Here is a 25879-nt window from a genome sequence, read left to right on the forward strand (position 1 = left end):
ATTCGGGCGCTCGGTGCGCGGCGCGCGGATCAAGATGCGATCGAGCGTCCGGTCTCCATGAGCATATGCGCGACCGCGTCGACGGCGTCCTCGATATCGTCGGCGTCGGCCTGCCAGGACCAGTTGCGCTCTGCGACGCCGGGAACGTTCATGCGCGCCTCGTCACCCAGCATGAGAAGGTCCTGCAGCTGCATCATCACGACGTTTGCCGCGCTCTCGAGCGCATGCCGGACGATCTCGATACCCAGGTAGCGTGCACCGGGAACGGTTCCGTCGGAGCAGAACGCGCGCTGGCAGAAGCCCACGAGCGTCGACGTGTCGTGCGTCGAGGTGTAGAGCACCTTTTCCTTGTGCGTGCAGATCTGCTGGCGGATGTCGTTGTCAGCGAACTCGAGGACGTCCATGCCGGGGAATCCGCAGCTTGCGCAGAGCGCGCGGACGCCAGGGGTCAAAAGGCCAAGGTCCTCTGCGATGAGCGGCAAGGGGCCGAACTCCTCGTAGGCCCGCTCGAACAGCTCGATCCCTGGGCCGGGCAGCCAGCGTCCCTTCGTTCCGTCCTCGCCCGCGGGGATGCCGAAGTAGTTGTGGAATCCCAGGAAATGGTCGAGGCGAACCTGGTCGTACAGCGAGAACGAGCGCTTGAGGCGCGCGAGCCACCATACGTAGCCGTCACGTCGCATTTCGTCCCAGCGATAGGTGGGGTTGCCCCATACCTGGCCGGTTGCGGAGAAGCGGTCGGGCGGGACGCCCGCGACCTCGTAGGGCATGCCGTCACGTCCGAGCGAGAACATCGTCGGCTCGCTCCAGGCGTCGGCCGAGTCGTCGGAGACGTACATCGGGATGTCGCCGATGACCTGGATGCCGTGCGCGTGTGCGTAATCGAGCAGATCGCGCCATTCGGTCTCGAAGCGGAACTGGGCGAAGGCGTGGAACTGGGCACGCCGCGCGAACCGCTCGTCGGCGAATACCGCGACATCGTAACGGCGCAGCTCTTCAGGCCACTCATGGCGCGATGAGCCCTTGAAGTGGTCCTTCACCGCCATGAAGGCGCAGTAGGGGTCGAGCCAGCTCTCGTTCTCGAGTGCGAACTCGAAGAACGCCTTGGACTGGAACCCTCCGTGCGTGCGGAACGCGGCAAAGTCGTGGTTCAGCGTGCGCGCGTCCTCCTCGAGCAGGGAGATGTTGCCGGCGAACGCGGAGGGGCCGGCATAGGGCGACCCGTACGAATCGGTGGGGTTGACGGGTAGCACCTGCCAGTACCGTACGCCCATGCGGGCGAGCTGGTCGACGAAGCGCCGCGCGGGGGCGCCGAGGGTTCCGGGTCGTCCCGACCTGTTGGGAATCGAGGTGATGTGGCACAGCACGCCGGCACCTGGCTCCATGGGCTTCTGGAGGCGCCGCTCGCGCTGGGAGTACACGACCGAGCTGCCGAGCGGCCACAGCCGGACCTCGGCGCAGCCGTCGGCTCCGCGCTCGAGCTCTGTACCGGAGATGACATCGACGGCGTAAGGGTTCTCGACGGGAAGGCGCACGGTGCGCGTGTTGGAGAGGCTGCGGTTGAGGAGGAGCGAAGCCATCTCGCCCGACGCGCCGCGGCGCCTCAGGCAGAGGACGTCGTCGTTGAGCGCGCTCGCCTCGAAGGTGCCCTCGGTGAGGAAAGGCAGGGCGCGCCGGAGCATGATGGCGTTGCGCACCATCGTCAGCATGTCGCGGTCGCGAATATCCTCGAGCTCGGGCAGGGCGCGGCGGTTGCCGGGATCGGAGAGCCCCTCGAGGGCGAACTCGTCGCCGTAGTAGATGGAGGGGACGCCGGGAACCGTCATCTGCATGAGCGTCGCGAGCCAGAAACGGCCCTTCGCAAGCCCCATCGAGTTCTCGTCCAGGCGGAAGCGGCCGCGCTCGGCCTCGTGCACCTGCGACTCGTCGGGACCTCCGCCGAGCACGGAGGCGATGCGGGGTTTGTCATGGCTGCCGAGCAGGTTGAGGGCGCAGGCGAGCGCCTCGGGCGGATAGTTCTCGCGCAGGCACTCGAGGCGCTCCGCCGCCTCGTAGGCGGTCTCGCCGTAGACGAGGAAGCCCAGGATGGCGTCGCGGAGCGGGTAGTTCATGGCGGAATCGAGCTCGTCGCCCAGCAGGTATCTGCGGAGCTTGCCGTAGCTCGACTTGTTGGAGGCGTCCTCCCAGACCTCGCCGAGCAGCAGGCCGTCGGGAACCTCTTCGAGGACGGAGCGCTTGATGTCCGCGATGAGGCCGTCCGACAGCTCGTCGGCGACATCGAGGCGCCATCCCCGCGCTCCTGCACGCAACCAGGTCCTGATGACGCCGTCCTCGCCGAGCAGAAGCTCGCGTACGCGAGCGGAGTTCTCGTTCAGGTCGGGCATGTTGGTGATGCCCCACCAGCAGTCGTAGGTCCCGTCGTCCTTGAACAGGTACGCGTCGCGCCAGGGGGAATCCTCGGACTGCCATGCTCCGACTTCGGGATAGTTGCCGTAGCGGTTGAAGTAGCGGGAATCGTCACCGGTGTGGTTGAACACGCCGTCGAGGATGATGGAAATGCCGTGTTCGCGGGCGTCTGAGCAAAGCCGCTCGAAATCCTCCTTCGTGCCGAGCATCGGATCGATGCGCAAGTAGTCCCCCGTGTCGTAGCGGTGGTTGCTTTGGGCCTCGAAGATGGGGTTGAGGTAGATGGCCGTGACGCCCATCTCCTGGAGCCGATCCAGGTCAAGACGGATGCCCTCGAGCGACCCTCCGTAGAAATCCCAGGTTCGTATGGCTCCCGTCTCGTCGCGTTCGTAGACGGGAGGCGTGTTCCAGTCCTCGACGATGCGCTTTCCGGGGCCGCGTCGGTCCCGGGCCAGGGCCGCCTCGCAGCGCTCGCGCCAGCCCGGATCGCGGCGGTAGCGGTCGGGGAAGATCTGATAGACGATACCGTGCTCGTACCATGAGGGGCGTTGCGCGCGATGGCGGTAGACCGTGATCTGGAATGAGGGGACCTCGGGGTAGTCGTAGGTAACCGAGAGGCCTCCGGTGCGACCCTGGCGCGCTCCGACGTAATGCATGCGCCCGGCGGTGTCTTTGACGTGGAAGCAGTACCAGACGAGCTCCTGCTCGGCGCAGTCGATGGTCGCCGAGAGCGTGGCGTCGTCGGTCGCGTCCATGGGAACGAAGCGCTCGCCCTCACCGTCGACCCAGATGCGGACGCGCGCCTCGAGGGCATGGGCGTCCGCATCTTCGACGTGAAGCGCGAGGCGCACGGCGGTACCGACCACGACCGCTCCAAAGGGGGTGCGGAAATCAGGACGGCGGCTGTTGTGCAAAAGGTTCATGATGGCAAGTCCGTTTATCGTTCAGGTCCGTGTCGCGGATGCGAGTATCACCTGATAAGTATAGGGGAGATGCATCGGATGTGCTCAGGTCCATGCATAAGGAGGCGGGGAGGCCGCAAGTGGGCCTCCCCGCCTCCGTGCCCGGGATGGAGGGCGGTCTATTTCGTCTTGCGGCTGGCTCCGCGGCGGACGTGGGGGACGCGCTTGTCGATCGTGGCACTCGGGGCTTCGGGCGCCGCATCGGAGACTTTGGCCGCAGCGGGGGCGGCGGCTGTCTTCGCCGCGGCCTTGGGCGCGGCAGGAGCCTTCTGGGCCGCGGGGGGCTTCGGTGCGCTTGCGGTGGCGGAGTCGGCCGCCTTCTTCGCCGTGGCCGCCGCACGGCGAGGCTTGGCCGCGGGCTTGGCCGCCGCCTTGGCCGCGGGCTTGACGGCCTCAGCCTCGGCGACCGGCTTGTCGGCCGAATCGGTCGCGCCGGCCGCTGTCTTCGCTTCGGTCGTGCGGGCGGTCGCAGCCTTCTTCGCGGCAGGGCGTTTCGCGGGCGCTATCTTCACGGGCTCCGCCTCGGCGCCCTGGGCGGCGGGGGCTGCGGTGCCGTCCTCGGTTGCCTTGGGCGCGCGCTTTGAGGGAGTTTTCCTCGCGGGCGCCTTCTTGGCGGGCGCGGTGTCGGCTTCCTCCGCGGGCTTGGTGGCGCGGGCGGTCTTGCGCGCCGTCGGCTTCTTCGGTTCGGCGGCATCTTCGACGCCTGCGGGTTCGGCAGCCGCGGGCGCCGCGACCTTCCTCGTGCGCGTCCGCTTGGGGGCAGGGGCCTTTTCACCGGCCTCTTCCGTGCTCTTCTGAGCCTTGGTCCTGGCTGGCGTCTTCGCTGCGGTCTTGGTTGCAGTCTTGGTTGCGGTCTTGCGCGGGCGCGCGGGCTTCTTCGCCGGCTTCGCGGCGGCTTCCGCCGCTGCCGCCTGCTCGGCGAGCAGCGCCTCGACGCCGGGTCGCATGTCAGGCCGCAGGTCGAGATAGAGGTTCATGTAGTCGCCGGCCGAACGCGTCCAGCTGAAATCAGCCTCCATGGCCTGCGTGACGAGCGCATCCCAGGCGGCGCGGTCGTCCCAGAACAGACGGGCGGCGCGGAACACCGCGTCTCCCATCTCATCGCCATTGAAGTGCGTGAAGGAGAAGCCCGTGCCCTCGCCGGTGTACTGGTTGTAGGGGGTGACGGTGTCCCTCAGGCCACCGGTCTCTCGAACGATGGGCAGCGTGCCGTAGCGCATGGCGATGATCTGGGAAAGACCGCAGGGCTCGAAGAGCGACGGCATGAGGAACATGTCCGCGGCGGCGTACATGCGCTGGGACAGCGCGGGGTCGAACTGGATGCGCGCGGCCATCTGGCCCGGATAAGTGCGCTCGAAATAGCGAAGCGCCTCCTCGTAGTCGTAATCGCCGGTTCCCAGGATCGCCACCTGGACGCCGCCGGAGAGGATGCGGTCGAGTGCGTAGGTGACGAGGTCCATGCCTTTCTGGCGCGTGAGCCTGGTGACCATGACCATGAGCGGGCGGTCGTCGCGGACCTCGAGCCCGAGCTCGCGCTGGAGGGCGGCCTTGCAGGCGGCCTTCCCAGAGCGGTCGGCGACGGTGTAGGTCGCCTCGATGCGCGGATCGCTGGCGGGGTCGTTGCGCACGACGTCGATACCGTTCAGGATTCCGTGCAGGATGTCGCGGCGGCGGCGGAGAGCCCCGTCCAGGCCCTCGCCGTACTCGGGCGTGCAGATCTCGGCGGCGTAGGTGGGGGAGACGGTTCCGATGGCGTCGGAGTAGTTGATGGCCCCGAGCATGTAGTTGATGGAACGGTCGTCGCAGCGGAGCTGCCGAACCGCCGGCTCGATATGCGACAGGCCGAGGACGTCGCCGAGCAGCATGTCGGTGAACTGGCCCTGGAAGGCGATGTTGTGGATGGAGAAGACGCACTTGACGTTTTCGTAGACGGGCAAGCCCTGATAGAACTCGCGCAGGAACACGGGCGCGAGCGCGGTGTGCCAGTCGTTGCAGTGGAGGATGTCGCACGTAAAGCCGTCGGGAAGGTACTGCAGGCTCTCGCAAACCGCCTTGGAGAAGTAGGCGAAGCGCTCCCCGTCGTCGAAGAAGCCGTACGGGTAGCTGCGACCGAAGTAGCGCTCGTTGTCGATGAAGATGTAGGTGACCCCGTCGTGGACGAGGCGCTCGAGCCCACAGTACTCGTTGCGCCAGCCGAGGGGCACGTAGAACTCCCCGACGTGCTCCATCTGGGCCTTGTACTCATCGGCAATCGTGGCGTACTTCGGGACCATGACGATGACGTCGGCCCCGGCGGCGTTGAGGGCTGAGGGCAGCGAGCCGGCGACGTCGCCGAGTCCGCCGGTCTTCACGAAGGGCGCCGCCTCTGCGCTGGCGAAGACGACACCCAGGCGATGCGGTGTGGTGTCTGGCATGTGAAGTCCTTTCACGGTGGATATGAGGAAAGCCGGCGCCGTCGCTACCGGGGGCGGTGCGACGGCGCCGGCTGCGTTCGCGGCGTTGCCGCTGCGGCTAGTCGATGATGACCGTCTTCTTGGCGATCACGGGCGCTTTGGCGACCACCAGGGTCGCATCGGGCGTTCCGCGGAGCTCGGTGCTCGCCGGGACGACGTTGTTCTTGTCGATGATGGCGTTCTCGACGCGCGCTCCGGACTTGATCACGACGCCCTGCATCACGATGCTGTTCGTGACGCTCGCTCCATGCTCGACCACGACGCCGCGCGAAAGGATCGAGTTGCGGACGGTGCCCTTGATGGCGCAGCCTGCGGAGATGAGCGAGTTGCAGACGACGCTGCCGTTGGTGTACTTCGCCGGGGGAGCGTCATGGGCCTTGGTGAGAATCGGGCGGTCGGGGCAGAAGAGCTTATCGTTGAGAGCCGGGTTAAGCAGATCCATCGAGCGCTGGAAGTAGGACTCCTCGTCGAAGATTCCGAGCGACAGGCCCTTGAACTCGTAGCTGCATACATCGATGCGGCCGAATTCGGGCTCGAGCGCATGGAACAGGTCGAGGTAATCCATCGCACCGCAGCGGTCGATGATCTGGAGCAGCACCTCGCGGTTGATGATGGCGCAATCAAGGAACTTGTTGTCCCCGTAGCAGCATCCGGGGTGCAGGGCCTTCACGCGGCCGGCCTCGCCGATCTCGAGCGAGGTGACGTCCTCGTCATGGGCGCGCTCGGCCTTGGTGTAGACCATGGTCGCGTGGGCGCCGGAGCGCTCGTGGGCCTCGATGATCTCGGCGAGATCGAGGTTGTAGATGATGTTGCAGCCCATCATGACGACATAGGGCTTGTCGGAGCGCTGGAACAGCATCTTGTTGGAGATGATGTCGCGGAGCAGGAAGCACATGCCCTCCTTGGAGGACCCGAAGGCGTTGCCGGGCAGCATGAACAGGCCGCCCTTCTTGCGGTCGAGCATCCAGTCGCGCCCGCTGCTCAGATGATCGATAAGGGCGCGGTAGTTGCCCGGCATGACGATGCCGACGGTCTTGATGCCGGCGTTCGCCATGTTGGAGAGCGGGAAGTCGACGAGGCGATAGCGACCGAAGATCGGCAGCGCCGCGAAGGGGCGCTCGTCGAGCAGCTTGGTGCGGGTGCGGCAGGTATAGTTCGCGGTAATGTAACCGAGGGCCTTACGGTTGATCATCGGTTCATTCCCCCTTCCCGATGACGACGTCGTTTCCGACGACGGCGGTGTCCTTCGTGGCGTCGACGCTTCCGAGCTTCACGCCCTCTTCGACGACGGAGTTCTCTCCCAGGATGGCCCGCACGACGTGCGCGCCGGCCTTCACGCGCGCTCCCGGCAGGAGCACGGAGTCCTCGACCACGGCGCGCTCGTCGACGACGGCGTCCGTGGAGAGGATGGAGTGCCGCACGGTGCCGAACACCTTGCAGCCGTTGGAGATCAGGCAGTCGTCGACGCGAGCCTCGGGCCCGATGTAGTGCGGGGGCCGGGTCGTGATGTTGCTCATGATCGGGAAGCTCTTGTCGTAGAGATCGAACTCGGGGTTCTCGCCGAGGAGGTCCATGGACGTCTCGTGGAAGCTCGAGATGGTGCCGACGTCCTTCCAGAAGCCGTGGAACTCGTAGCAGTACAGGCGCCCGTCGTTCTCAAGGAGCTTGGGGATGATGTCCTTGCCGAAGTCGTGGCTGCTGCGGGCGTCCAGCGCGTCCTCCTCGAGCGCGTTCAGCAGGACGTCCGTGCTGAAGATGTAGATGCCCATGGACGCCAGGTTGGAATCGGGCTTCTCCGGCTTCTCGGTGAACTTGACGATGCGGTCGTCATCGTCCTTGGTGATGATGCCGAAGCGGCTCGCCTCCTCCCAGGGCACGGGCATGACGGAGACGGTGAGATCGGCGCCGTGCTCGATATGGCTCTTGAGCATCTTGCGGTAGTCCATGCGGTACAGGTGGTCGCCCGAGAGGATCAGGACGTACGCCGGGTCGTGCTCGCGGATATAGCCGATGTTCTGCGTCACCGCGTCCGCGGTCCCCGCGTACCAGCTTCCGCCCTCCTGCGTGGCGTAGGGGGGCAGGATGGAGACGCCCGCCCCGCGCTCGTCCAGATCCCAGGCCTCACCGGATCCGACGTAGTTGTTCAGCAGGTACGGGCGGTACTGCGTGAGCACGCCGACGGTATCGATCCCCGAGTTGGAGCAGTTCGAGAGCGAAAAGTCGATAATCCTGAACTTTCCGCCGAAGCTGACGGCCGGTTTGGCGATCTTGGAGGTGAGCGCCCCCAATCTGCTTCCCTGTCCTCCTGCGAGGAGCATCGCGATGCATTCTTTCTTGCTCATCGAATTCTCCCTTGTGTCCGTGCTTCAATACTGTGCTCAAGGGTGTCCTCGGTCCGCGCCGCGGGCGCCCGTGGTGCCATGGCTTTGCGCTAGGCGTGCCAGATCTCGTCTCGGTACTGGCGGATGGTGCGGTCCGAGGAGAAGTGCCCCGAGTTCGCGATGTTGGCGAGCGCCATGCGCTGCCAGGCGCGCGTGTCGTCGTAGCTTGCGGTCAGCTCGGTCCACGCGCTCATGTAGTCCGCGAAGTCCGCGAGCACGAAGTCGTAGTCGTTGTTGTTCATGAGCTCGGCGTGGATGGACTCGAAGTTGCCCGACAGACGGCTGTAGGTGCCGTCGGTGAGGTGGGCGACGACGCGTCCGATGCCGTCGCGGTCGGCGTTGACCACGTCCCATGCGAAGTAGTTGCCGGAGCGCAGGGCCTCGACCTCCTCGACCTCCATGCCGAAGATCTTCTCGTTCTCGCGCCCGGCGAGCTCTGCGATCTCGATGTTGGCCCCGTCGAGCGTCCCCAGCGTGATCGCGCCGTTCATCATGAGCTTCATGTTCGAGGTGCCGGAAGCCTCCTTGCCCGCTGTGGAGATCTGCTCGGAGATCTCGGTCGCGGGATAGATGAGCTGCGCGTTGGAGACGGCGAAGTTGGGGATGAACACGACCTTGATCGTGTCGTTGACGCGGTCGTCGCTGTTGATGACGTCCGCTACGGAGTTGATCAGGCGAATGACCTCCTTGGCGAACGTGTAGGCGCTGGCGGCCTTGCCCGAGAAGATGAAGGTCGTCTTATGGGGTTTGAAGGAGGGGTCGTCCAGCATGCGGTCGTACAGGTACATGACCTTGAAGATGTTCAGCAGCTGGCGCTTGTACGCATGGAAGCGCTTGACCTGCACGTCGAAGATGGAATCGACGTCGACGGTCACGCCGCAGGTACGCTCGATGTATGCGGCGAGCCGCTCCTTGTTCGCGCGCTTGGACGCGGCGAGGCCGTCGAGGAAGGCCTCATCGTCGGCGAAGGCCTCGAGCTTCTTGAGCTCCGCGGCGTCGCGGTACCAGCCGTCGCCGATGCGCTCGGTGATGAGCGCGGAGAGCGACGGGTTGGCGTTGCCCAGGAAACGGCGCGGCGAGATGCCGTTGGTCTTGTTGTTGAACTTCTCCGGCATGAGCTCGTAGAAGTCGCGCAGCGTCTCGCGCTCGAGGATTTCGGTGTGCAGCTGGGCGACGCCGTTGACGGAGTGGCTGCAGATGACGGAGAGGTTGGCCATGCGGACCTGGCCGTCCCACAGGATGGCGGTATTGCGCATCTTCTCCTGCCAGCCCTCGATATCGCGGGGGAAGGACTCCATGTAGCGGCGGTTGATCTCGTCGATGATCATGTAGACGCGCGGCAGGAGGCGGCGGAACGTGTCGATGGGCCACTTCTCGAGCGCTTCGGGAAGGACGGTGTGGTTCGTGTAGGAGACCGAGCGGGTGACGAGGTCCCATGCGGTGTCCCAGTCCAGGCCCTCCTCGTCCATGAACAGGCGCATCAGCTCGGCGCCGCACATGGCCGGATGGGTATCGTTGGTGTGGATGGCTACCAGGTCGGGGAAGCGATTCCAGGCATCGGGGCCGTTGTCGAACTTGAAGGTGCGCAGGATCGAGGTGAGGCCCGCCGAGACGAACAGATACTCCTGCTTGAGGCGCAGTATGCGCCCGTGCTCGCCCGCGTCGTTGGGGTACAGGATCTCCGAGATGGCCTCGGCGTCGGTGCGGAACTTGTTGGCCCGGGCATAGTCTCCCGCGTTGAACGCATCGAGGTCGAAGTCGGCTCCGGCGGGCTGGGCACTCCAGAGCCGCAGGCGGTTGACGGTCTTGCTGCCGTAGCCGACGATCGGGACGTCGTAGGGGATGGCGGCGACGAGCTCCCCGCCCTCGGTGGTGAAGGAGAAGGTTCCGTCCGCATCCTCGTGGCGCACGACATCGCCCCCGAAGCGCACGAGCACGCGGCTCTCGGGGTGCGCGGTCTCCCACGGATAGCCTTTCTCGAGCCAGTTGTCGGTCACCTCGACCTGCCGGCCGTCGACGATCTTCTGGCGGAACAGCCCGTAGCGGTAGCGCATGCCGTTGCCGAACCCGAGGATGCCCTCGCTCGCCATGGAGTCGAGGAAGCAGGCGGCGAGGCGCCCCAGACCCCCGTTGCCAAGGCCGGGGTCGACCTCTTCGCAGAGCAGCTCGTCGAGGGAGATGCCCATCTCGGAGAGGCCCTGCTCGACAAGGTCGCGCACGCCGTAGTTCAGAAGGTAGTTATCGAGGAGCGGACCGATGAGGAACTCAAGGGAGAAGTAGTAGACCTTCTTCCTGTCGCTGCGGCCGTTCTCGGAGTCGCACTCGGCGAACTGCCGGTTGGCGCGCGTGGCGATCAGCTTGGCGAGCGCGCGGTACTGCTCGGCGCCATGCGCGGAGGCGATGTCCTTTCCCACCTCGGCCATGATCATGGCCCGGTAGGCCTCCTTGAACTCGTCGGTCGTCTCGAATAGCTTGCTCATTGATGCGTTCTCCTTATGGGTGCTAGTTGTCGGATTTCGACGCTCGGGAGGATGCGGCGCCGCCCGATGCCTTCGTGCCGCGCGGCTTGGTCTTGGTCGAGGGCTTGCGCGCAGAGGCCTTCTTGGTCGGAGCCGCCGCTTCGGCGGCCTTCTTCTCTGCCGCCGCGCCCCGCTTCGACGCCGCGCGCTTGGCCTTGGGCTTTGCCTTGGGCCTGTTCTTGCTCGGTCCGCGCCGCTTCAGGATGATGCCGGCGAGCGGCGGGATGGTGAGCTCGATGGAGTTCTCCCGGCCGTGCATGGGCTCCTCGACGCTCGAGATGAGCTTGCGGTTGCCCTTGCCCGATCCGCCGAAGGCGACGTCGTCGGAGTTGAAGATCTCGGCCCAGGCCCCCTCGCGCGGCACGCCTATGCGATAGGTCTGGTAGTAGGCGGGGTTGAAGTTGATGACGACGATGAGGTCGTCGGAGGCCTTCTTGCCATGGCGCACGTAGGAGATGATGGACTGCTCCGTGTTGTCCGCGTCGATCCACTCGAACCCTTCGGGCGCGTAGGCGTACTCGTAGAGCGCCGGCTCGGAGGTGTACAGGTGGTTGAGCGCCCGGATGAACTCCCGGTGCTTCGCGTGCGTCTCGTGCTCCTCCGCGAGGAACCATTGGATGGATTCGTAGTAGCGCCATTCGATGAACTGAGCGATCTCGTTGCCCATGAAGTTGAGCTTGGCGCCGGGGTGGGTCATCTGCCAGAAGGCGAGTGTGCGGAGCCCCGCGAACTGGCGCCACCAGTCGCCCGGCATGCGCCCGATGAGGGAGCACTTGCCGTGGACGACCTCGTCGTGCGAGAGGGGTAGGATGTAGTTCTCGCTGTAGGCGTACATGAGCGAGAACGTGAGCAGCCCGTGGTTGCCCGGCCTCCAGGGGAAGTCGGTCTGCATGTAGTGCAGCGTGTCGTTCATCCAGCCCATGTCCCACTTGTAGTGGAAGCTGAGGCCGCCGTCCTCGGCGGGATAGGTGACGAGGGGCCAGGCGGTGGACTCCTCGGCCATCATCATGACATCGGGGAAGGCGCGTTCGACGGTCGTGTTGACCTGGCGTATGAACGCGGAGGCATCCAGGTCCTCCTCGGTTCCGTACTCGTTGAACTTCTTGTCGGCGGGATTGTCCACGCCGAAGTTGAGGTACAGCATGCTTGAGACGCCGTCCATGCGGATGCCGTCCGCGTGGAACATGTCGATCCAGAACAGCGCGTTGGAGACAAGGAAGCTCCTGACCTCACCGCGGCTGAAGTCGAACTTATGCGTACCCCAGTTGGGATGGATCTCGCGCTCGTAGAGCATATGGCCGTTGAACGTCGCGAGCCCCTGGGAGTCGGCGCAGAAGCCGCCCGGCACCCAGTCGAGGATCACGCCGATGCCGGCGGCATGGCAGGCATCGACGAAATGCATGAGCTGCTTGGGTTCGCCGTAGCGCGCCGTCGCCGCGTAGTACCCGGTGTCCTGGTAGCCCCAGGAGCCGTCGAAGGGGTGCTCCTGGACGGGCAGGACCTCGATATGGGTGTAGCCCATGTCGCGGACGTATTCGACGAGCTCGACGGAGAGCTCGTCGTAGGTGTAGTAGGTGCCGCGCTGCGCGGGGAACTGGTCCATGGGGCCGGGCCAGGTGCCGTCTTCACGGGGCTCGCCCTGGGGTTCGTCCCCGTGGCGCTTCCAGCTTCCAAGATGAACTTCGTAGATGTTGAGCGGCCGCTCCATGTGCGGCGTCTGCGAGCGGTCGGCGAGCCAGGCGGAGTCCTGCCAGGAATAGCCGTTGATGTCCATGAGGCGTGACGCGGTGCCCGGTGCGACCTCGGACCAGAACGCATAGGGGTCCGCCTTGTAGAGGACCTCGCCGTCCTCGGTCGAGATTGCGTACTTGTAGAGCGCGCCCTGTTCCAGGCCGGGCACGAACGCCTGCCACAGCGCGCTGGAGAGCACGGGCTCCATGGGCGTGGCGCCGGCGTTCCATCCGTTGAAGTCGCCGACGACGCTGACGCCCGCAACCTCGGGCGCCCATACGCAGAAGCGCCAGCCCGCGATGCCGTCTTGAACATCGGGGTGAGCGCCCATCTTTTCCCAGCTGCGGTTCCAGGTCCCGCATGAGAAGAGATGGATGTCGTCTTCGGTGATGATGAGGCAGGGCTGTTGCTCGGTGGCAGGGTCGGCTGCGTTGGAGACGGATTCACGTGCGGGTTTCACTCGTACTTCCAATCACTGCGGGCTTGGGTGAAGCCGGGTTCTGGTAGACAAACAGGGCCCACGTCCCGGCATCACACATGTCGGCACATGGGGCCATATAAAACATAGCACTTAGGCATCCGTTCGTCGTGCGGCAGCTGGTTCGGGGTCCATTTTGACCATCCGGCGATGGATGGAGGATATATGTACTCTTTTATGATAAGGTGAATGTTTGATGTGCGGCGAAGCTGCGCCGCCGTGCGCAACCGACGGCAGAGACCCCGATCCGCCTTCTGGCGCTCCTGTACCCATCCGGTGCCGCGCGCACCCCTTCTGAAAGGCGCTTATGTCTACTCAAGACGATGCGACCCCCCGTGCATGCATCTTCGATTGCGACGGTACGCTCCTGCGCTCCATGGGCATGTGGCTGGATGCCGAGCCCGCGGTTCTCGCCACGTACGGCTACGAGACCACGTCCGACGACTTCCATGAGTTCGAGCCGCTCTCCGTCGCGGACGCTTGCGAGGGCTATCACCGCAAATGGGGTGTTGGAAAAGACGGTTCCGAAGTCTATGATCGCCTGATGGGGATCCTGGGTGACGGCTACCGCACGAAGGTCACCTGCCGCGAGGGCGTTCCGGCTTTCATCGAGGAGCTCGACCGCGCCGGCGTTCCCATGGCGATCGCCACGTCGACGCCCGCCCCGCTCGTCCGCAACGGGCTTGCCGCCAACGGCCTCGACCGGTATTTCGACATCATCGTCACGACGGCCGACGCAGGCGCCTCCAAGGATCATCCCGATGTCTACGATCTCGCCCTCGAGCGCCTGTGCTCATCTCGCGGCATCGCGGTTCCCCCGCGCGAGAGCGTCTGGGTGTTCGAAGACGCCGTGTTCGGTCTCATCAGCTCCGGTGCGGCCGGTTACCGCCGTGTGGGCATCTACGACGTCGAGGGCCGTCAGACGCGCGAGGACGTCTTTGCGAACTGCGAGATCGGCGTCGATGAATTCTCCGAGCTCTCGCTCGCGACGCTGCGCGCGTACGGGGATTAGACCCGTATGCGCGTCCTGATCGTCGGAGGGTCTCCGGAACCCTGCTCCCCAGAAACCCTTTGCGCGGCGGCGTCCGGGTGCGATGCCGTCGTCGCCGTCGACCGCGGTCTCGATGCCCTCCGTGCCGCCTGCCTGCCCTGCGACCTGTTCTGCGGCGACGCCGACTCGGTGAGCGCCGAGGGTGCGGCGCTCGTCGCGCGGGCGGAAGGGGAGGGTCTCGCTTCCGCCCCGTTCGACGTAGAGCGGTACAACCCGCATAAGGACTTCACCGACCTGTCCCTTGCGTTGCGCGCCGTCCGCGAGCGCTGGGGTGCATGCGCGGTCAGGGCGACCTGCCTGACCGGCGGGGCCCCCGATCACTTCCTTGCCGCCCTCGGTCGCTTGACGGATTGGGACGGCTCGGTCGAGCTGTTCGAGGATGCCTTTTTGGGGCGGGTGCTCCGCGACGGGGACAGGTGGGCCATCGAGGACGCGACCGGCTGCAGGTTCTCGTTTGTGCCCCTCTCTTCCGAGGCGGAGGTGAGCGAGCGCGGCATGCGCTGGGAGCTCGACCGCCGTCGCTGCTCGCTCCTGGAGGACTTAGGGATATCCAACGTCATCGAGTCGGATCTCGCGGTCATCGAATGCCATGAGGGCGCCGTGGGGGCCTGGGTGTTCCGGATGGCCTGATCGGCGTCGTTTGCATTTCGGCCCCATACGGGTTCGGGCCCCGCGCGATCATCCCGCGCGGGGCCCGAACCCGTATGGGGGCAGGAACGCCGACCGCCCGCCTGCGCGTCGGCGCCCTTGAGGGCGGTCGGCAGGCGGGCGGTTCGTATCAAGCCCGGCTATGCGGCCTTACTGGTAATCGACCACGTCGATCCAGCTCATGAGGAACTCGTCGTTCGCTCCGCCGCGCTTGCGCGCCAGCTCGGAGGCGGCGACGATCGACATGTAGCTGCGGACGACCTGCATCGGCATGTCCGCGCGCTCGCAGTACATCTCGAGATAGGCGTCGGCCTGCTGCTTGTCGCTCAGGGCGAAGAGCAAATAGGTCATGGCCACGTCGGCGGCAGGGGAGCCCTGGGTGGCGTGCGCCCAGTCGCAGACGTAGAGCTGGCCGTCCTCGGCGACGATGACGTTGGTGGGGTTGAAGTCACCATGGCAGACGTTGAACTGCTTCGTCATGCCGTCCAGGCGCTCGAGGAGGTTGTAGCGGGTCGTGGCGTTGATCTGGTCGAGACCGTTGATCATGCGCGCGTACTTGTCGCGCTGACGGTTGAGCAGCGGGGCCTGATACCCGTGGATCTCGATCTGCAGGTCCACGAACTGCTCGAGATACTCGTAGAAGCGAGCGGGCTCGGCTTCCATCTTCTCGGCGAGCGTGACGCCCGCGACCTTGCTGGTCTTGAGGGCCCAGCCGTGCCCGGCGTCCTCGACCTGGGCGACCTCGAGGGCCTTCGGGGAGCGGATGCCGGTCTCGTTGATGCGCGCGAGGTTCAGCGCCTCGTTGAACACGTCGGAGACGGGCTTGTTCTCGTTGAACACCTTGATGATGGAGTCGCCGAGGTCGTAGACGACCTTGTTTCCGCGACGAGCGAGCTCGACCTTGGTTTCCGGAAGGTTCATGGCGATCGTCCTTTCTGGGTTGCTACCCGATGGGGCCCGGCAGCCTTAAGGCGTCGGCTGCCGGGCGCTGCATACGTTCGCGCGACGCTACAGGACGGCGTAGTCCTGCGGCTCGCGGCCATAGAAGGCATCGAGGTACAGCTCGCGGATCTCGCTCATGAGCGGGTAGCGCGGGTTGGCGCCGGTGCACTGGTCGTTGAAGGCCTGCTCGGTCATCTCGTCGAGCGTCTCAAGGAAGTAGGCCTCGTCGACGCCGTAGTCGGCGATGGTCCTCTTGACGCCGATGGTCTCCTTGAGCTCCTCGAGCTTGGCGCAGAAGTTCTCGAACACCTCGGCGTCGTCCTTGCCCTGGATGCCGCAGTAGCGGGCCATCTCGGCGTACGCGGCGAGCGCGTTGGGGTACGGGTACTGGGAGAAGGTGCCCATCTTGACCGGGGCCTCGGCGGCGTTGTAGCGCATGACGCGGGTCAGGATGACCGCGTTGGCGATGCCGTGGGGCAGGTGATGGAAGGCGCCGAGCTTGTGGGCCATGGAGTGGTTGAGGCCCAGGAACGCGTTGGCGAAAGCCATGCCGGCCATGCAGGAGGCGTTGTGCATCTCCTCGCGGGCGTGCGGATCGGCGGCGCCGTTCTCATAGGAGCTCGGCAGGTTGTCGAAGACGAGCTTCGCGGCCTTCATGGACAGGCCCTTGGTGTAGTCGGAGGCCATGATGGAGACATAGGACTCGATCGCGTGCGTCATGACGTCGATGCCGGAGGCGGCGGTGAGGCCGCGCGGCGCGGTCATGGCGTTGTCGACGTCGACGATCGCCATGTTGGGCAGCAGCGCGTAGTCGGCGAGCGGCCACTTGATGCCGGTCTCCTTGTCGGTGATGATGGCGAACGGGGTGCACTCGGAGCCGGTGCCCGAAGAGGTGGGGACGGCCACGAAGTAGGCCTTCTCGCCCATCTTGGGGAAGGTGTAGACGCGCTTGCGGATGTCCATGAAGTCCATGGCCATGTCCTCGAAGTTCGCCTCGGGGTGCTCGTACATGACCCACATGATCTTGCCTGCGTCCATGGCGGAGCCGCCGCCGACGGCGATGATCACGTCGGGCTCGAACAGGCGCATCTGCTCGGCGCCGCGACGGGCGCACTGGAGCGAGGGGTCGGGCTCGACGTCGTAGAAGCAGTCGTGCGCGATGCCCATCTCATCGAGCTTGGCCTCGATGGCGCGGGTGTTGCCGTTCTTGAAGAGGAACTGGTCGGTGACGATGAAGGCGCGCTTCTTGCCCATGACGGTGCCGAGCTCGTCGAGCGCGACGGGCGTGGAGCCCTTCTTGAAGTAGACCTTCTCCGGAGCCCTGAACCAGAGCATGTTCTCGCGGCGCTCGGCCACGGTCTTGACGTTGATCAAGTGCTTCACCCCAACGTTCTCGGAAACGGAGTTGCCGCCCCAGGAGCCGCAGCCCAGCGTGAGGGACGGCTTCATGCCGAAGTTGTACAGATCGCCGATGCCGCCCTGGGAGGACGGGGTGTTGATGACGATGCGGCAGGCCTTCATCGTGTTCTCGAACAGGGCGATCTTCTCGGCCTGGGCGGGATGCACGTAGAGCGACGCGGTGTGGCCCGGGCCGCCGGCGAGCACGAGGTGCTCGGCCTTGTCCACGGCCTCCTGGAAGCTGGCGGCGCGGTACATGGCGAGGACGGGGGAGAGCTTCTCGTGGGAGAATTCCTCCTTCTCGGGGTCGGTCGAGGTCACCTCGGTGATGAGGATCTTGGTCTTCGCGGGGACCTCGATGCCGGCGAGCTCGGCGATCTTGGCGGCGGGCATGCCCGGGATGCGGTGGTCGAGCGCACCGTTCTTGAACATGGCCTCGCGCAGGGCCTCCATCTCGGCGCCCTTCTTCACGAAGTAGCAGCCGCGGCGTGCGAACTCGGCCTTGACCTCGTCGTAGACGCTGTCCAGCACGGTCACGGACTGCTCGGAGGCGCAGATCATGCCGTTGTCGAAGGTCTTGGAGTGGATGATGGAGTTGACGGCGAGCTTGATGTCCGCGGTGTCGTCGAGGACGACCGGCGTGTTGCCGGCGCCGACGCCGAGCGCGGGCTTGCCGGAGGAGTACGCGGCCTTGACCATGCCGGGGCCGCCGGTTGCCAGGATGATGTCGACGTCGCGCATGACCATGTTGGTGAGGTCGATGGACGGAACGTCGACCCAGCCGATGATCTCCTCGGGGGCGCCGGCCTTGACGGCGGCGTCGAGCACGAGCTTGGCCGCGGCGATGGTGCACTTGGCGGCCGCCGGGTGCGGGGAGATGATGATGGCGTTGCGGGTCTTCAGGCAGATGAGGGTCTTGAAGATCGCGGTGGAGGTGGGGTTGGTGGGACGATGCCGATGGGCTCGGCGATCTTGGTGATGCCGTACGCCTCGTCGCGCTCGAGCACGCCGCAGGTCTTGGTGTCCTTGTAGGCGTTGTAGATGTACTCGGCAGCGTAGTGGTTCTTGATGATCTTGTCCTCAAGAACGCCGCGGCCCGTCTCCTCGACCGCCATCTTGGCGAGAGGGATGCGCGCCTTGTTGGCTGCGAGGGCCGCCTCGTAGAAGATCTTGTCGACCTGCTCCTGGGAGAAGGTTGCGAAGACCTTCTGGGCCTCGCGCATGCGCGCGAGCTTCGCCTCGAGGGATTCGATGGAATCCACGATAGCGGGGGCGGCTTCAACCGTTGGCTTTTTTGCCATGCTGAGCTCCTTTTCATCGGTGCCTGCCTTCGCCCTGGATTCTATCTAACGCCCGCCTGATTGGGGGTGAACGGTAGACATTTAACGGTGAACGGTAGTAATGAAACGCTTCAGAGTCGATTATTTTGGAGAATTGTGTCCTGCTGATGTAGGAGATAGGTCTGAAATATGTTGCTGAATTAGACAGAATTAGCACGTAAACGAAGTATCTGCTGTAAATCAAGTCGTTGTAAGCGTGATGAAAAGTGAAACGTTTCAAATAACTCTATTCAATCGGATGCGGTATCTGATGCTCGCCCGAGTCGGGTGCTCGGCTGGTGCGCGGGCGACGTGCGATGCGTGCGCGGGCGAGCGAGGGCGCGGACCCGCGGCATCCGCCCTGGGCGTGCGCCCGGGCGATACGGTGCATCTATTGCGTTGGAAGCGTTGAAAGCGATGCGAAGCGGGCCGATAAGCCGGGTTCTGTCACGGACGATCATTTATCTTGTCTGCACGTTGCCGCGCAGCTCCTCGCACGCTACCCGAGCGCGGGCCGGGCCGGCCCATGGCGCTCCTATTCGCGCTTGCTCCGGAAGGGGCTTGCCAAGCCGCCGTGTCACCACGACGCTGGTGGTCTCTTACACCACCGTTTCAGCTTTTCTCTCACCCGCCGAAGGCGGGCAGCGGGAGTCTTCTTTTCTGCGGCGCTATCCGTCGGGTCGCCCCGCCTGGCCGTTAGCCAGCTTCCTGCCCTGTGGAGCCCGGACTTTCCTCACGCCCATCGCGTGCGCAATGGGTCGCGTGATCGTCTGGCCCGCTTCGCAATGAGATATTGTACCATGTGGCCGGAGGTCTTGCGAGCGGGCGTGTGCACGGCCCGCGCGCAACGTCGGCCCGGGGCCGGCGCGATCTCGGGCCGTTATCTGGTTATGCACGGGGTCCCGCGCTGGAGCGGGTCCGGTTGTGGGGGAGCTATGGCTGAGAGCTATTTCACGATGCGCGCGGGCGTCGAGGCCACAGGTGAGTTCGTTGACCGCAAGAGCAGGTTCATCGCGCAGCTGGTGCATGTCGAATCCGCCGATGAGGCCCAGGCGCACCAGGCCGCGATGCGCGCCAGGCACTACGACGCACGGCATAACGTCCCCGCGTTTATCCTCGTCGACGGAACGGAGCGCGCGAGCGACGACGGGGAGCCCCAGCGCACGAGCGGCATGCCCGCGCTCGAGGTCCTGCGGGGCGCGGGCCTCAAGGACGTGTGCTGCGTCACGACGCGGTACTTCGGGGGGACCCTGCTGGGGCCGGGAGGCCTGGTGCGCGCCTACACCGCCGCCGCCCAGGCCGCCGTCCAGGCGGCGCGCGATGCGGGCGATATCGTCGAGATGACGAGCGTGGTGCCCGTGGACGTCGCCGTCCCGTACCCTCAGTATGAGCAGGCGCTGCGCCTGGTCGGCGACACGGGCGGTAAGGTCGTCTCGACCGACTACACCGACGAGGTCCTCATCCATGCCGCGTATCGCGAGGGAGACGAGAGCGCCCTTGTCCCAAAGCTGCGCGAGCTCATGGCGGGCCGCGAGCAGGTCGTGGTGGGGACGCCGGGCTTCACCGAATTCTGATACGTCGAGCGGGGCCTGCCGCCTTGGAGCGGAGGGCAGGGCTGCGCGATGGCGCCATGGCCGCATGCGGCCGCCATGGCGGAAGAACCCCCGAAATGGCGGCGGACCTGCATCGCGTGTATCGGGGCTCCGGGGGCGCTATGCGGTGAGGATGTCGATCGCCAGGTCGATGGCGTCGTCGATGCAGCCGGCGCAGCTGCGCAGGGGGCCCGCTTCGGAGCCGACGCCCTTGAGCTCGCGGCAGACGGTCGACCCGTTCTTGGAGCGGAACGACTCGCAGTACGCGCGCGCGAGCCGGTACGTCGCCCCCTTGCTGCCCGGCGCGTCGAAGCCCGAGCTCCCCGCCTGGCCGAGCGCCATGATCCCGCCCGATATGGCGCCGCAGGTTTCGGTCATGCCGCCCATGCCCGCGCCGAAGCCCTCGGCGAGGTCGAAGGCGACCTCGGGGTCGAGCTGCAATGCGGGGGCGAGCGCGCAGATCACCGATTGCGCGCAGTTGAACCCGCGCGCATGGAACGCGGCGGCGGCCTCTTTCACCGCGTCGCGGTCGAGCGAGATTTCATCTTTGTTGATTGCCATGGTTCTCCTAACGGATGCGTTGTCGACGGTTTACCATCTTAGCGGTATAGATGACGCCGCGCGTCCGCGAAACGCGCGCCATGCAAGCAAAGGAGTTCACCTATGGCCGAGCATCTCGGAACGACCTGCGTCCAGGGCGGTTACCGTCCTGGCGACGCGGAGCCCCGCCAGGTCCCCATCTACCAGTCGACCACGTGGAAGTACGACACCTCCGAGCACATGGGGAGGCTGTTCGACCTTGAGGAGTCGGGCTACTTCTACACGCGTCTGCAGAACCCTACCAACGACGCCGTCGCCGCCAAGATCTGCGAGCTCGAGGGCGGCACCGCGGCCATGCTGACGAGTTCCGGCCAGGCGGCGAACTTCTTCGCGGTCTTCAACATCGCGGGGGCCGGCGATCACGTCGTGGCGAGCTCCGCCATCTACGGCGGTACGTACAACCTGCTTGCGCACACCATGAAGCGCATGGGGCTCGAGTGCACCTTCGTGGCTCCCGATGCGAGCGACGATGAGCTCGAGGCTGCGTTCCGGCCCAACACGAAGGCGGTGTTCGGCGAGACCATCGCCAACCCGGCGCTCGCCGTGCTCGACATCGAGCGCTTCGCCAAGGCGGCCCACGCCCACGGCGTGCCCCTGATCGTGGACAACACCTTCCCCACGCCCGTGAACTGCCGTCCGATCGAGTGGGGGGCCGATATCGTCACGCATTCCACCACCAAGTACATGGACGGCCACGGCGCCGCCGTGGGCGGCGCCATCGTCGACTCCGGTAACTTCGACTGGATGGCCCATGCCGAGAAGTTCCCCGGACTCACCACGCCCGACGAAACGTATCACGGCGTGACGTATGCCGAGAAGTTCGGCCAGGGCGGCGCGTTCATCACGAAGGCGACGGCTCAGCTCATGCGCGACTTCGGCTGCATCCAGAGCCCGCAGAACGCCTTCCTGCTCAACCTCGGCCTCGAGAGCCTGCATGTCCGCATGCCGCAGCACTGCAAGAACGGCCAGGCCATGGCTGAGTTCCTCGCCGGCCATCCGGCGGTCCGCTTCGTGCGCTATCCCGGCCTTCCCGGCGACGACTGCTACGACCTCGCTCAGAAGTACCTGCCGAACGGCTCCTGCGGCGTGGTGAGCTTCGGCTTCAAGGGCGGGCGCGCCGCCGCCGAGCAGTTCATGAAGAGCCTGAAGATCGCCCAGATCGCCACGCATGTGGCCGATGCGCGCACCTGCTGCCTGCACCCGGCGAACGCGACGCACCGCCAGATGAACGACGCCGAGCTCGAGGCCTGCGGCATCGCTCCGGATATGGTGCGCCTCTCGTGCGGCATCGAGTCCACCGAGGACCTGATCGCCGACGTCGCCCAGGCGCTCGACACGCTGTAGGCCTATACCTACCGCACGCTGCGCGGCGGCGCCCCTCTACGGGGTGCCGCCGTTTTTCATGGGCGCCAACGGGTAGAAGAGGGATTGCGCGCCTCGGCGCCCATATGTCTGAAGTCGACCGGAAGGGCTCACCATGAAGACCACGACCCTGACGTACCCCAGCCGCGATGGCGCCTCGACGGTGCGCTCACTGCTGTGGGAGCAGGATGGCGGATCGTCTCCGCGCGGCATCGTGCAGATCGTCCACGGCATGTCCGAGCATATCGAACGCTATCGCCCGTTTGCCGAGAGCCTGTGCGACGCGGGGTACGCCGTCTGCGCGAACGACCACATCGGCCACGGCGCGACGGCATTCCGTGAAGCCGATCTGGGCCATATGCCCTTGGACTCAGGCGAGGATATCCTGATCTCCGACGTGCATGCGCTCCGGGGGCTCGTCTCCGGGCGCTTCGCGGACGATACGGGGGCCGCGGTGCCCTACGTCGTGTTCGGCCATTCCATGGGGAGCTTCATCACCCGCGTGTACCTCACCCGCCACGCGTTCGGCGTCCGCGCGGCCGTCCTTTGCGGAACGGGCCACCAGCCGCGCGCCTTGTCCGGCGCGGGCAGGGTGCTCACGCGCGCTCTGGGGCGGTCGCGCGGCGAGCGCTACGTGAGCCCTCTGGTGGACGGCCTGGGCGTCGGCGCATACGCCAAGGCGATCGAGGGCGCGCGCACGGAATCCGATTGGATCTGCACCGATCCGGCGGTTGTCGATGCCTACCGGGCGGATCCGCGCTGCGGCCAGGCCTTCACCGTGGGCGCGTATCACACCTTGAGCACGCTGGTATCGCACGCCACGGACGCGCGCCTCGCCGCGCGCATCCCCCGGTCGCTGCCGCTGCTGTTCATCGCCGGCGACGCCGATCCGGTGGGGGAGTGCGGGGCGGGCGTCCATCGCGCAGCCGAGCAGTACCGCTCGGCGGGGATGGAGCGCGTCGACGAGGTTCTCTACGAGGGGATGCGCCACGAGATCTTGAACGAGCCGGGTCGCGCCGACGTCTACGCCGACGTCATCGCCTGGCTGGAGGACGTCCTATAGGGGAGGATGTGGATGTCTGGATACCCGGTCTTACGCGCAAGGCCCGTTTGTCGCTCACGTGCGGCAAACGGGCCTTCTCGGTACCTTATGCGTCTCCGAAGCTTATGCCGAGGGCGCGGGCTTCGCGCACGAGGTCGCACGCGGGGTCGACGCGCTTGAGCTTGCCGGCTACCTCTTCCAGGGGTATGCGCTTCATGGCTCCGTCGACGTATCCGATCATGCAGCCGAAGGCGCCGTCGAGGCAGGCGAGGGCGGCCTCGACGCCGCACTGCGTGGCGAAGACGCGATCCTGGGCGTCCGGCGCCCCGCCGCGCTGCGTGTGGCCCGGGATCGCGACGCGGGTCTCGCGGCCGCTGCGCCGCTCGACTTCGTTCGCGATATCGTAGACGATCGAGGGCGAGGTGCGTGCCGCGACCCGCTTCTTGTACTCCTTCTTGGACAGCGCGGCCTCTTCGCGCGAGAGGGCGCCCTCGGCGGCCACGATGATCGTGAAGCGCGCGCCCGAGTCCATCCTGCGCTCGATCGCCGCGATGACGTTGTCCATGTCATAGGGGATCTCGGGGATGAGGCAGACGTCCGCGCCGCCGGCGACCGCGGAGTACAGGGGGATCCAGCCGACCTTGTGCCCCATGATCTCGATGACGAAGACCCGGCCGTGGCTGCTGGCGGTCGTGTGGATGTCGTCGATGCACTTGGTGGCGATCTCCACGGCGCTCGTGAAGCCGAAGGTCATGTCCGTGCCCCAGGTGTCGTTGTCGATGGTCTTGGGAAGCGCGATGACGTTCAGCCCTTCCTGGGCGAGTCGGTTCGCCGTCTTGGTCGACCCGTTGCCGCCGAGCATGAACAGGCAGTCGAGCCCGAGGTCCCGATAGGTGGAGATCATCGCGGGGACCTTGTCGACCCCATCGGCCCCGGGGACGTCGAGGAGCTTGAACGGGGTGCGGCTCGTGCCGAGGATGGTGCCGCCGCGGGTGAGGATGCCGCTGAAATCGCGCGGCGTCATGCGCCGGTACCTGCCGTAGATCAGGCCCTGGTATCCGTCCTCGAATCCGTAGAACTCTACCGGCTCGGCGCTGGTGTTGACGAGCGCTTTGACGATGCCGCGCATGGTGGCGTTGAGCGCCTGGCAGTCGCCGCCGCTCGTGAGAAGTCCGACACGAAGCATGGGTTCCCCTCAAGATCGTTGTTCGCAAGGTTCGCTCGACGAAAGTGAGCATAGTCGAGTGTATCGCAACGGGCGACCCGTCCCCGGCCGTGCTTCCAACGGTTACCGTTCGCTTATGTGGCGTGCGAGCTCGCGGTGCGCGGCGGCCGCCGCACCATCTTGCGGCACGCGGCTCCCATGCACGCCGTCATGGTATCCTAACCCAAATAGTTCGATGGTGCGCCCGCGAGGCGAACAGGGCAGAGGAGTTGGCTATGAAAGAGCTCGAGGACCGCATCCGCCGCGACGGCATCGTGAAGGGTGGCGTTCTCAAGGTCGATGCGTTCCTGAACCACCAGTGCGATGTGGAGCTCTTCGACGCCATGGGCGCCGAATGGGCCCGTCTGTTCGAGGGCGCGCCCATCAACAAGATCCTCACCATCGAGGCGAGCGGCATCGGCATCGCATGCATCGCCGCGCGTCATTTCGGTAACGCTCCCGTGGTGTTCGCGAAGAAGGCGCAGTCCATCAATCTCGACGGCGAGCAGTACTCGACGACGATCTACTCCTTCACGAAGCAGCGCGAGTTTCCCGTCATCGTCGGCAGGCGCTTCCTGTCCCCGGACGACCACATCCTGATCATCGACGACTTCCTGGCGAACGGCTGCGCGCTCGAGGGCCTCATCGCCCTGTGCGAGAGCGCCGGAGCGACGGTCGAGGGCATCGGCATCGGCGTGGAGAAGGGCTTCCAGGGCGGAGGCGACAAGCTTCGCGCCGCCGGGTATCGCGTGGAGAGCCTCGCCCGCATCGCGGCTATGGACGCCGAGACCGGCGAGATCGCGTTCGTCGAGGCGTAAGGCCCATGTCGTCCGCGCAGTCGCCTCGCCGCCGTGCCCCGCACGAGGGGTCCGGCGCGCCGCGCATCACCCGTGCCGAGTACGCCCGGCTGGCTCGTATGGCTCCGTCGGAGATCGAACGGGAATGCGAGCTGCGCGCGTTTCGCGCCACGGGTCCCGGCGGCCAGGGGGTCAACACGACGGACTCCGCCGTGCGCCTGCGTCATATCCCAACGGGAATCGTGGTCGTCTCGCGTGCGTCGAGGAGCCAGCACCGCAACCGCGTCGCGTGCCTGGAGAAGCTTCGACGCGAATTCGTGCGCCGCTCGAAGACCCCCGCCGCGCGCGTCGAGGCGAGCGTTCCCGTCTCCCAGAAGCGCCGGCGCCTCGAGGCGAAGCGCATCCAATCGAAGAAGAAGGCGCTGCGCCGGCGCGCAGAGCTCGATTCGTGAGGGGTGCGCGGGCGCAGCGGGCGACCGGGGGAGGATACGGGGCTAGTCGCCCAGTTCGCTCGTGCAATGCGGGCAGCGCGTCGCCCTGATGTCGATCTCCGACATGCAGAACGGACACGTCTTGGTCGTGGGCGCTTCGTCCCCGCCGCCTTCTTCGTGACGGCCCGCCATCGCGAGCGCTTTCTCCGCAGCGGCCCTGCTCGCGTCGTTGAGCCCGTTCACGGCTTTGATGATGGCGAAGACGGCCGCGGCGGTGATGAGGAAGTTGATGACCGCCGAGATCAGGGCCCCGAAGTCCACGACGTTGCCGTTCAGGTCGAGGGAGAGGCCGGGGATCTCCGCGCCTCCTCCCGTGATGAAGGATATGAGGGGCCGGACGACGTTGTCGACGAGCGCGTTGACGACGCCGGTGAACGCGCCGCCGATGATGACTCCGACGGCGAGGTCCATGACGTTGCCGCGGTCGATGAACTCCTTGAACTCCTTGAGCACGCTGCGTGCGGCCATGACGCCTCCTGTCGTCGCGGGTGTGCCGGTGCTCTCGA

General features: G+C 65.9%; 16 protein-coding genes, 1 other RNA gene and 2 pseudogenes. 7 read left to right on the plus strand and 12 right to left on the minus strand.

What is annotated here, in order from left to right; genetic code table 11:
• Nucleotides 1-29: 29 nt before the first annotated feature.
• From BQ7355_RS06315 to glgB, 6 genes are all read right to left on the minus strand, one after another.
• Complete coding sequence (locus BQ7355_RS06315) at nt 30-3326, minus strand: 4-alpha-glucanotransferase (protein ID WP_072415419.1); 3297 nt, start codon at nt 3324-3326, stop codon at nt 30-32.
• A gap of 158 nt (nt 3327-3484) precedes the next feature.
• A complete protein-coding gene (gene glgA, locus BQ7355_RS06320; RefSeq protein ID WP_083581619.1) occupies nt 3485-5779 on the minus strand; it encodes a glycogen synthase GlgA in 2295 nt (764 codons plus the stop codon).
• A gap of 97 nt (nt 5780-5876) precedes the next feature.
• Nucleotides 5877-7010, minus strand: a complete 1134-nt coding sequence (glgD, locus tag BQ7355_RS06325; protein ID WP_072415421.1) for a glucose-1-phosphate adenylyltransferase subunit GlgD — start codon at nt 7008-7010, stop codon at nt 5877-5879.
• A gap of 4 nt (nt 7011-7014) precedes the next feature.
• Complete coding sequence (locus tag BQ7355_RS06330) at nt 7015-8160, minus strand: glucose-1-phosphate adenylyltransferase (RefSeq protein WP_072415422.1); 1146 nt, start codon at nt 8158-8160, stop codon at nt 7015-7017.
• Nucleotides 8161-8249: 89 nt separating this feature from the next.
• On the minus strand, nt 8250-10679 hold the full coding sequence (locus tag BQ7355_RS06335) for a glycogen/starch/alpha-glucan phosphorylase (protein WP_072415423.1): 2430 nt from the start codon (nt 10677-10679) through the stop codon (nt 8250-8252).
• 22 nt (nt 10680-10701) lie between these two features.
• Nucleotides 10702-12909 (minus strand): 1,4-alpha-glucan branching protein GlgB, encoded by a 2208-nt coding sequence (gene glgB, locus BQ7355_RS06340; protein WP_072415424.1) that lies wholly within the window; start codon nt 12907-12909, stop codon nt 10702-10704.
• 325 nt (nt 12910-13234) lie between these two features.
• On the opposite strand from glgB, the gene BQ7355_RS06345 reads away from it, so the two are divergent.
• Complete coding sequence (locus BQ7355_RS06345; RefSeq protein ID WP_072415425.1) at nt 13235-13939, plus strand: HAD family hydrolase; 705 nt, start codon at nt 13235-13237, stop codon at nt 13937-13939.
• Between the two features lie 6 nt (nt 13940-13945).
• Complete coding sequence (locus tag BQ7355_RS06350) at nt 13946-14608, plus strand: thiamine diphosphokinase (protein WP_072415426.1); 663 nt, start codon at nt 13946-13948, stop codon at nt 14606-14608.
• A gap of 168 nt (nt 14609-14776) precedes the next feature.
• Here the strand turns inward: BQ7355_RS06350 and BQ7355_RS06355 are convergent, their stop codons facing one another.
• From BQ7355_RS06355 to rnpB, 3 genes and pseudogenes are all read right to left on the minus strand, one after another.
• Complete coding sequence (locus tag BQ7355_RS06355; protein ID WP_072415427.1) at nt 14777-15547, minus strand: aminoglycoside phosphotransferase family protein; 771 nt, start codon at nt 15545-15547, stop codon at nt 14777-14779.
• A gap of 87 nt (nt 15548-15634) precedes the next feature.
• Nucleotides 15635-18267, minus strand: a pseudogene (gene adhE, locus BQ7355_RS06360) (bifunctional acetaldehyde-CoA/alcohol dehydrogenase).
• A gap of 435 nt (nt 18268-18702) precedes the next feature.
• Nucleotides 18703-19067: RNase P RNA component class A (gene rnpB / locus BQ7355_RS06365), an RNA gene on the minus strand.
• Nucleotides 19068-19220: 153 nt separating this feature from the next.
• Here rnpB and BQ7355_RS06370 point away from each other — a divergent pair.
• Nucleotides 19221-19859: an IMPACT family protein gene (locus tag BQ7355_RS06370; RefSeq protein ID WP_072415428.1), complete on the plus strand. Its 639-nt coding sequence runs from the start codon at nt 19221-19223 to the stop codon at nt 19857-19859.
• 138 nt (nt 19860-19997) lie between these two features.
• Here BQ7355_RS06370 and BQ7355_RS06375 read toward each other — a convergent pair whose 3' ends face one another.
• Entirely contained in the window at nt 19998-20438 is a 441-nt protein-coding gene (locus BQ7355_RS06375; protein ID WP_072415429.1) for a C-GCAxxG-C-C family protein, read from the minus strand.
• A gap of 102 nt (nt 20439-20540) precedes the next feature.
• On the opposite strand from BQ7355_RS06375, the gene BQ7355_RS06380 reads away from it, so the two are divergent.
• Together BQ7355_RS06380 and BQ7355_RS06385 are read left to right on the plus strand one after the other, a co-directional pair.
• Nucleotides 20541-21821, plus strand: a complete 1281-nt coding sequence (locus tag BQ7355_RS06380; RefSeq protein WP_072415430.1) for an O-acetylhomoserine aminocarboxypropyltransferase/cysteine synthase family protein — start codon at nt 20541-20543, stop codon at nt 21819-21821.
• Between the two features lie 133 nt (nt 21822-21954).
• A complete protein-coding gene (locus BQ7355_RS06385) occupies nt 21955-22902 on the plus strand; it encodes an alpha/beta fold hydrolase (RefSeq protein WP_072415431.1) in 948 nt (315 codons plus the stop codon).
• Between the two features lie 85 nt (nt 22903-22987).
• Here the strand turns inward: BQ7355_RS06385 and BQ7355_RS06390 are convergent, their stop codons facing one another.
• Nucleotides 22988-24067 (minus strand): 6-phosphofructokinase, encoded by a 1080-nt coding sequence (locus tag BQ7355_RS06390; RefSeq protein ID WP_072415432.1) that lies wholly within the window; start codon nt 24065-24067, stop codon nt 22988-22990.
• A 254-nt stretch (nt 24068-24321) separates the two neighbouring features.
• On the opposite strand from BQ7355_RS06390, the gene BQ7355_RS06395 reads away from it, so the two are divergent.
• Together BQ7355_RS06395 and BQ7355_RS06400 are read left to right on the plus strand one after the other, a co-directional pair.
• Nucleotides 24322-24903 carry a xanthine phosphoribosyltransferase gene (locus BQ7355_RS06395; RefSeq protein WP_072415433.1) on the plus strand — a complete coding sequence of 194 codons (582 nt, stop codon included), beginning with the start codon at nt 24322-24324 and terminating at the stop codon, nt 24901-24903.
• 140 nt (nt 24904-25043) lie between these two features.
• Nucleotides 25044-25334, plus strand: a pseudogene (locus BQ7355_RS06400) (peptide chain release factor-like protein); the annotation flags it as partial.
• A gap of 42 nt (nt 25335-25376) precedes the next feature.
• Here the strand turns inward: BQ7355_RS06400 and mscL are convergent.
• Complete coding sequence (gene mscL, locus BQ7355_RS06405) at nt 25377-25841, minus strand: large conductance mechanosensitive channel protein MscL (RefSeq protein WP_072415434.1); 465 nt, start codon at nt 25839-25841, stop codon at nt 25377-25379.
• Between the last annotated feature and the right edge of the window lie 38 nt (nt 25842-25879).

This window comes from Collinsella phocaeensis (assembly GCF_900119895.1).
Taxonomy (GTDB): Bacteria; Actinomycetota; Coriobacteriia; order Coriobacteriales; family Coriobacteriaceae; genus Collinsella; species Collinsella phocaeensis.